Source organism: Sedimentitalea todarodis (genome assembly GCF_032595355.1).
GTDB lineage: Bacteria > Pseudomonadota > Alphaproteobacteria > Rhodobacterales > Rhodobacteraceae > Sedimentitalea > Sedimentitalea todarodis.
Map to the genome: position 1 here is coordinate 1 of NZ_JASMWN010000072.1, position 2,500 is coordinate 2,500.

The 2,500-nt window shown below is 57.2% G+C and carries 2 protein-coding genes; both read right to left on the minus strand.

Annotated elements, in window-relative coordinates; translation table 11 throughout:
- Nucleotides 1-137 precede the first annotated feature (137 nt).
- Nucleotides 138-896: an IS21-like element helper ATPase IstB gene (gene istB / locus QO231_RS25955; RefSeq protein WP_316783167.1), complete on the minus strand. Its 759-nt coding sequence runs from the start codon at nucleotides 894-896 to the stop codon at nucleotides 138-140.
- Complete coding sequence (gene istA, locus QO231_RS25960) at nucleotides 893-2,392, minus strand: IS21 family transposase (RefSeq protein ID WP_316783169.1); 1,500 nt, start codon at nucleotides 2,390-2,392, stop codon at nucleotides 893-895. Before istA ends, istB begins: the two co-directional genes overlap by 4 nt.
- Nucleotides 2,393-2,500: the final 108 nt, after the last annotated feature.

Sequence of the window (2,500 nt, forward strand, 5' to 3'; positions counted from 1 at the left end):
TGTCAATCCCGGAGCAAAATGGGGCCACGTACCGGTGTAAAACTGGGCCACTGGGTTTGAGCCATACCGCGCCTTGGCACGCGTGCTCTTCACATAGCTAAGCTTGCCAAGGCGCACTGGCCGCAGGCCAGTTCTGATCAGTTGTTTGTTTTGGATTTGCGGCTTTCGCGCAGCCGGAAGCTTTCACCGTTCATCTCAAGAATGTGGACATGGTGGGTAAGCCTATCGAGGATGGCCCCTGTGAGGCGCTCAGTACCGAACGTTTCCGTCCATTCATCGAATGGCAGGTTTGATGTGATGATGATCGATCCACGCTCATAACGTTGGCTGATGACTTCGAACAGCAATTCCGCCCCGGTCTTTGACAACGGCACAAAGCCAAGTTCGTCGATGATCAGAAGGTCCTGTGCTGCCAGTTGTTTTTGCAGGCGTTGCAGGCGGCGTTCATCGACGGCTTCGATCAGTTCATGCACCAGTGCGGCGGCTGTGACGAAGCGGACGCGCATGCCTTTCTGGCATGCTGCCAAGCCCAATCCCAAGGCCGCGTGCGTCTTGCCTGTGCCTGATGGACCGAGGGCGATGATGTTCTCGCGGCGCGTGACGAACTCGCAGCGGGCGAGTTCCATCACCAACATCTTGTTCAGCGACGGGATCGCCTTGAAGTCAAAGCTGTCCAGGCTTTTGGTAGCCGGGAACTTGGCGGCTTTGATGCGTCGCTCGATCATCCGGCGTTCGCGTTCGATCAGCTCCAGTTCGCACAGCCGCAGCAGGTACTGGACGTGATCTTTGCCTTCGGCGGCGCATTGGCGGGCAAGCTTGTCATGTTCGCTCAAGAACGTCGGCAATCTCAGCTTCTTGAGGTGATGGGTGAGCAGAACCTGAGGCGCGTCCGTCATGGCGCCGCCTCCGACATCAGCACCTTGTAGCTTGCCGCTTTCGTCGTCTCGACCTGAGCGGCGGGTAAGAATGGGTAGACATCAAGGTCCAGCTTGGGCGGTCGCCGTTCAATCCTGCACAGAACCAGATGCTTCACGGCATCATAGCCAATAGCGCCAAGATCGAGCGCCTGGCGCACGGCACCGTGGACGTGGTCCATCTCGAAGGTTTCCAGCAAACGCAGGATCTGAACATACTCACGCTTACCTGGCTTGCCCATCCTGGCCTCAAGCAACCGGTGCAGCGTGGCAAAGGCATCTGGCAGGTCCCATCCCTGAAGGGGCGCGGCCTGATCCAAAGCGCCTACTTTCTGCTCCAGCAGGGGCAGGAAGTGCATGGGATCGTAGATCATGTCCGCCTTGTCATAGGACCTCTTATGCCGCGCGATCACCACGGGACCGCAACCGATCACGACCACATGGACATATCCACGGACCTGGACTTCATGATGGGCATAGGCCACCGGCACCGAGTAGTCATTGGACCGATAGCGAACCATCGAGATTGACGTTGCCCGCGTGCTAACCTTCTCGCAGGCGTCATAAGGCACGAGCGGCAGCGCTATTAGTGCATCCAGATCGCGCAACAGCCGCTCACCAATCGTCGCGCTGTGGCCGCGCACAATGTCATTCTGGCGCCGCAGGCATTGCTCTTCCAGCCAAGCATTCAGGGCATCAAAGCTCTCAAAGCGCGGAGCGGGCACCATGAAGTTCCGCCGCCCGTATCCAACGCCACCTTCAACATGCCCCTTATCGTTCCCCTTGGCGGGGCGGCCAAACTTATCGTCGAACAAATAATGGGATTGAAGTTCTGCGAAGCTGCGGGTCCGATCACGCGTACCGTCACCGCAAATTTTGGCCACTGCGATCTTTGTGTTGTCATAGAGCACCGACAAGGGCACGCCACCAAAGAACGCAAAGGCCGCATTGTGACCGTCACAGAAAGCTTCGGTCGTCTCAGCAGGGTAGGCTTTGATAAAGATCGCGTCAGAGTGCGGAAGTACCATCACGAAGTAGTGCAACTTGCATTCAACACCGCCGATCACGCCAAGGGTCTCACCAAAATCCATCTGCGCATGCCCTGGCGCGTGTCTTAGTGGCACGAAGACCTCTTTGGAGCGGCACTTCTTCTCCCGGACATAATCGGTGACGATGGTAATCCCGCCAGTGAACCCATGCTCATCGCGCAGCCGGGCATGAATGCGTTTGGCGGTATGGCGCTGCTTCTTCAGCTTGCCTTTGTCGTCTTCAAGGATTTGGTCGATCACTGGAATAAACGGATCCAGCTTCGGTCGCGCTGGCGCTTCACTACGCCGATACCCAGGTGGCACCGAGTGCTGCAAAATCTTCGAGACCGTCTTGCGATCAATCCCGAAAAGTCGCGCCGCTTCGCGCCCGCTCATACCATCAACATGGCACGCACGGCGCACCCGATTATAAAGTTCCACAGAATACATCTCCCCGCCTTCAGTTCGTTACCTCAGGCGTAAAGTGGCGGAATTTTACTCCGCTACGACCAGATCATCCGGCCGTTTCTGTGGTCCAATTTGTCTCCGGGATTCACA